Origin of the sequence: Vibrio sp. V30_P3S12P165 (genome assembly GCF_009904905.1) — a bacterium.
GTDB classification, from domain to species: domain Bacteria; phylum Pseudomonadota; class Gammaproteobacteria; order Enterobacterales; family Vibrionaceae; genus Vibrio; species Vibrio fujianensis.
This window is the reverse complement of record NZ_WXWH01000027.1, coordinates 1-5,463: the sequence shown is the minus strand read 5'-3', so window position 1 is coordinate 5,463 and position 5,463 is coordinate 1. Positions and strand designations below refer to the sequence as shown.

Annotated in this window: 4 protein-coding genes; all 4 read right to left on the bottom strand. The window is 47.2% G+C overall.

Going from position 1 to position 5,463, the window contains the following annotated elements; genetic code table 11:
- On the bottom strand, positions 1-106 hold a 106-nt coding region (locus tag CAG57_RS05535; protein WP_161434047.1), incomplete at its 3' end, for a helix-turn-helix domain-containing protein.
- Positions 107-734: 628 nt separating this feature from the next.
- Positions 735-1,751, bottom strand: coding sequence for a UDP-glucose 4-epimerase GalE (galE, locus tag CAG57_RS05530; RefSeq protein WP_099610779.1), 1,017 nt, complete (start codon positions 1,749-1,751; stop codon positions 735-737).
- 121 nt (positions 1,752-1,872) lie between these two features.
- A complete protein-coding gene (locus tag CAG57_RS05525; protein WP_161428079.1) occupies positions 1,873-2,784 on the bottom strand; it encodes an endonuclease I family protein in 912 nt (303 codons plus the stop codon).
- A gap of 24 nt (positions 2,785-2,808) precedes the next feature.
- The gene (locus CAG57_RS05520) at positions 2,809-5,325 is read right to left on the bottom strand and encodes an ExeM/NucH family extracellular endonuclease (RefSeq protein WP_161428078.1); all 2,517 of its coding nucleotides are present in this window, start codon (positions 5,323-5,325) and stop codon (positions 2,809-2,811) included.
- Positions 5,326-5,463: the final 138 nt, after the last annotated feature.

Below are 5,463 nucleotides of genomic sequence, written 5' to 3'. Positions count from 1 at the left end.
GTTTTACGGTGTTACGAGAGATGCCTAATTGACGGGCAATGTTACGAATGCTTTGGCCTTGTGCAAAGCGAACATGAATATCCACAAATGTCTCCTTGGTTAACATAAATCACCCGTATAAAAAATAAACGGATGATACCAAGTGGATCAGTTTTCGATGATCGTTAGTGGATCAGTTTTGCATGATCGGTGACAGCAACCACCCCGCCCTTCGGGCACCCCTCCGGGGGAGGGGAATTAAGCCTCTTATCATCCCCGTTTACTGCTTAGTCATTTTTAGGTTCCCTGCATCCACCAGTATCATTGCCATCCGCCTTTCGGAAGTGGGGAATAAGAGCGAATGTGTTATTTGTTGCTTTAGTTCTTACTAGCACGTTTTTTTAAATTCCCTCCGCAGGGGAGTAAAGGCGAGCATGTTTTTTTAAATTTCCTCCGCAGGGGAGTAGAGGCGAGCATGTTTTTTTAAATTCCCTCCGCAGGGGAGTAGAGGCGAGCATGTTTTTTAAATTCCCCTCCCTTGGAGGGGTGGCAGGCAGAGCCTGACGGGGTGGTTTTAAACTCAGATTCTAGACAAGAGTAGATTCTAGGAAAAGTAGCGCAGGTCTTAAAAACCAGTACCTGAAAAGTTAATCGTATTTCATTAGCTTTAGCAACCACCCCGCCCTTCGGGCACCCCTCCGAGGGAGGGGAATAAGAGCGAATGCGTTAGTATCATTAACCATTAACCATTAACCTTACTCGCCTTCATACCCATTCGGGTTTTTTGACTGCCAGCGCCAGGTGTCTTCGACCATGGTTGCTAAGCTGCGCGTTGCTTTCCAACCTAACGTTTGTTCTGCATAGCTTGGGTCTGCCCAGCATTCTGCGATATCACCTGCGCGGCGTGCTTGAATTTGATAAGCAATCGGTTTGCCGACGGTTTTGCTAAAGGCGGCAATCATATCAAGCACACTATGGCCACTTCCGGTGCCGAGGTTAAAAATATGCACTCCAGCACGTTGGCTTACTTTATTCAGCGCGGCTAAATGGCCATCAGCCAAATCGACCACGTGAATGTAATCGCGGACACCGGTGCCATCCGGTGTTGGGTAGTCATTGCCAAAAACACCGACTTGTTCGCGTCGGCCTACAGCAACTTGGGCGACAAAGGGAAGGAGGTTATTCGGCGTGCCTTGTGGGTCTTCACCGAGTAAGCCAGATTCATGTGCGCCAACCGGGTTAAAGTAACGCAGTAGCGTGATACTCCAGTCTGGATTGGCGTGTTGAAAATCCGTTAAGCATTCTTCCACCATCAATTTACTGCGTCCATAAGGGTTGGTTGCCGATGTGGGGAAGTTTTCGCGGATCGGGACGCTGGCGGGATCACCATAAACGGTGGCAGAAGAGCTGAAAATTAAACTTTTAACCCCTGCTTTTGCCATGCTACGGACTAAGCTTAAGGTACCTGCAACGTTATTTTCGTAATACATCAGTGGTTTTTCGACCGATTCTCCCACAGCTTTGAGACCGGCAAAATGGATCACGCTATCGATAGTATGTTCGGTAAAAATTTGTTCGAGCAGTGCGCTGTCTCGGATATCGCCTTGATAAAATTTAGGGGTAATGCCAGTAACTTGGGTAATGCGGTCAAGCACCAATTTTTTGCTGTTGTATAGGTTGTCGAGAATAATCGGTGTGATACCCGCTTGAAGGAGTTGAATGCAGGTGTGGCTACCGATGTAGCCCATGCCTCCGGTGACTAGGATATTCATGTTTAAGCCTCTGATGTTGTTAGCTTTGCAATCATAACGCAAAGATTATTCAGGAGCTAGGGAAAGGGTGGTGGCGAGGATCCCCGCTTGCGCGGGGATGAAAGGAGAACGACAAACGCACTTAAGGGCATTCAGGGCTAGAAAAAATCTCTTCAACCCAGAATGGGTTATCAATAAAAGGATTGCGGTTGTTTTGTATGGAATAAATTTTCTCGTGGCGTTGTTTTTCAAAATCATCCACCGGATCTTGCTCATGCCATTTAAGCAAGGTACATAAATCACCAAGGTGGGAAGTGGGTGAATTATTGCCAACGTTGATTTCTAGATCTGGCGTGATAGGGTCTTTGCCTTCATAACGTGTGGCCATATAAAACATGCTTCGCGCGATATCTCCTTTTACAGCATCACGGGGTTCAAACGTGCCTCGTTGTGGATCTTTTTTGTTGCCAGCTTCTGGAGACTCTTTAGTGGGCACTCCGCCCTCATTAAATTCTAAACTACCGCGTTCACTGTTGATCGACTCATCACTAGGGCGAAGGTGGTGGATATCGGTGTAAGCATACGCGGATTTGTTATTAAAGCCGCCATGAGATTTTGGCCATAGATGTTCTCGGTTCCAATTGTCTTGTCCAAGCGAGCCTTGGCCTGAGCGCTCAGTTTTTAGCTGCGAGCGTCCGGTATACAGTAAAATGACATGATCTGATTGATAAGGGTCCTCATCTGTAATCATTAATGCTTTCCATACATCCATGGTATCGGGGCTGCTATTATCGGTATATCTCAGTTTAATATGGCCTTGAGAAATGATGCCATTTAATGCCTGTTTCAATGTTTGGCCGGTTTGGTTGAGTGCTGCATCATAATAACCGTTCGGATTGTAAACGTCAGAGGGAACAGGGGGCGGAGTTACGGTTCCGTTATCGGTGATGCAGGTTGAGAAAAACGGGGTAATCACATGGGGGTGATCCGCTTGGATATAGTTAGCCGTTGCATGGCAACTGATAAGTAAGGCAACGTATGCGAGTTTTTTCATGTTCATTGATCTCTATCTATCCAATTAGGCTTGTGTGCCACGAGTACGGCGGATGGTCATTAAAGCGAATAACAGCAGGCTTATTAAGCCAAGGCTACCACCACTGCTCTGCTCGGTTTCCGCAGAGGGATTCTCGGATGAGTTATCTTCCGGACTTTGGCGTTCATCTAATTCAAAATTCAGATTTAATAGAACCGGATCATGGCGAGAGGATCGGTGCCAACTGGTATTGGCGGTTTTGTGTTGGTAGTCCCAAAGCTCAGATTCATTGGCGTTGATGGCCCAAGGCGCGGAGTCGATAAATTGTGAGGTCAGTGATGGCGAGATGAAGATGTAATCCACTCGACCGGATGCCGCATGGTTTTCAACCGAATAGTGTGGATTAGACGTATCGCGAATGGTCGTGCTATCAAGGTAATGAACGCTAGACGGTGCGCTTGCCATGTCATTGAGCCCAGTGAGCCTGGTAATCGCATCTTCTTTCGGATAAGCGTGGAAACTGCCTAACAGGATTTTATGTCCGGAGTGTTGCTCGAGTGCTTGGGCAATTTTTTCACTGGCTTGCTCACGTAGTGTTGAGCAGCCACCTTGTGTTTCTGTGGGTTGAGAACAGTGTTGATTTCTATCCACTAAATCAGCAACTGCGAGCGTGAACGTGGTCGGTTGGTCTTTGGCGTTGAGGTCAAATGTCGCGAGTAAGGTATCGTTCATGGCGATCGCCAAATCATCATCTCCGGGCATGGCCAATAACTCAAGCTGCTTGAACTTAAACAGTGCAGGGCGGTAGAGAATAAAGCTAGCAGTAGCATTTTCTCCCACAAAGTCACTTGAGGTGTCACTTAACTTAGCGACTTGATAAGTGTGGTGTGAGTCTTGGTTTTGGTTGAGGCGGTTGAGTAAATAGCCGATCGCTGAGTGAGTGCTGTAACCGTTATTTTCGACTTGTAAAAGGGCGACGATATCTGGGTTGAGCTGCTTAATCGCGGCGGTAATTTTTGTGACTTGTAAATCCAATTCCTCTTGATTATTGGCTCCACCAGTGACAAAACCACTGGGGCTGTCGTTATCTATCGCCGGGTTACGCGGGCCATTAACGCGAGAGGTAAATACCCCTTGTGTGTTAAAGGTGGCGACTTTGACATTGCCTTCGATCAAACCTGGGCTATTTTGTTTGGCGACCGGATTAAATGATGCTGATGTGGCCTCTTCAGTGATGAACAAGCGGTAGTCGGAGTGGGAATAGCCAATGATGCCTTGCAAATTGGCCACCTGATCGCCGATCGTGAGGTGATTGTCAGAGTGTCCATCGCTCGATTGGCTTATATCAGGGTACCAAGCAATCGGGGTTTCTGGGGTGCCTGCTTGGGTGGCTTCAACAATTAACTGTTGATCCTGATTACAATCGGCTTGTTTGATTGCCGCTTGGCTACCGGGTTGGTTACGGTGATGAGGGTGTTCGTTTGGTTGTTGATAAGCCAAAACCATATTGTAACGTTGTGGGCCTGGGTCGAAGGCAAAGCTTCGAGAAACATGCATATCTGATTCTGCCGTGAAGCGTACCAGCATGCCTTCATGCCGTTCCAGCGTTTGCGCATAATATCGATCTGAGTTTAATCGTGTTACGACAGTCGGCTGAATAGAGTATCCGTGACCAAGAATGCGGCTTTCTGCGCTAGGGATAAACTGGGTTGAGCCATAGTGCTCAATTACGTTTCCTGTTACTTCGATCAGGTCACCGACCACACCGCCTTGAGTTGGGCCTTGAATAAAGAGGCCATCTGAAGTGTTCGGGTTGTCGTCCCCTTGTGGATCTTGGATAAAAAAGCCTTGGGGCAAATCTTCCCCAAGATCGGCATTATCTTGTATATGAGTGATCACGCCACTCACTTGGAAGGTTTGTTCTGATTGATATTGCCCTTTTGCAGGATCGGTATAAGGTGAGGCCCAGCTATCTCCTTGTAGTTCCATAATGGTCTTGCGAATGGCCTGCACTGGTGGCTCGCTTGGCGTAAAATCATCATCGTAATCGGGGGCTATCCCAATATGCTGCCAATCATTATTCACGCCCGTACTATGCCATTGTGCAGGATTAAATGTGGTATTCGGTGTGACATCGATTCTTTGTAATGACGTGTCTTGGTTAAAGTTTTCACGAATGCCGAGAGTACCTACAATATCAATCAGCTGTTGTTCTTTAAACAATCCGATAATGTCATCGCCATTAAAAGCTGTGACCTGATTATTTGTCAGGTTTGCCTTGCTGACGAGTGCGGCGTCGGCATCAGGATGAGCAATGACGTAGGTATGTCTGGGTGATAGATTGTGATCTTCCAGTACTAAAGGCGAACTTGTCCAGTCACTGGCTCCATTCGAAGCAAGTTTGATGCTGTAAGTGCTGAGGTTAATCGATTCTGAACCAATATTGGTCAGTTCGATGGCTTTATTGAGCCCAGAACCTTCGGTTGTTTCAGAGATAATGATTTGCCCATGGGCGGGCAGGGCGCACAGCACTGATAGTGCCACGAGTTTTATTTTATGCATGTTAAGCTCATCGTTTTGTCCATTAGGTTGTTATCCCCTTCCTACTTGAAGCCGCAGGAGTGTTGGCTACGTTCTTTCACCCCAATCACATAGCCTGTCTATGCTCATGGGGATTCACTCACTTGCCGCCTACCTGCA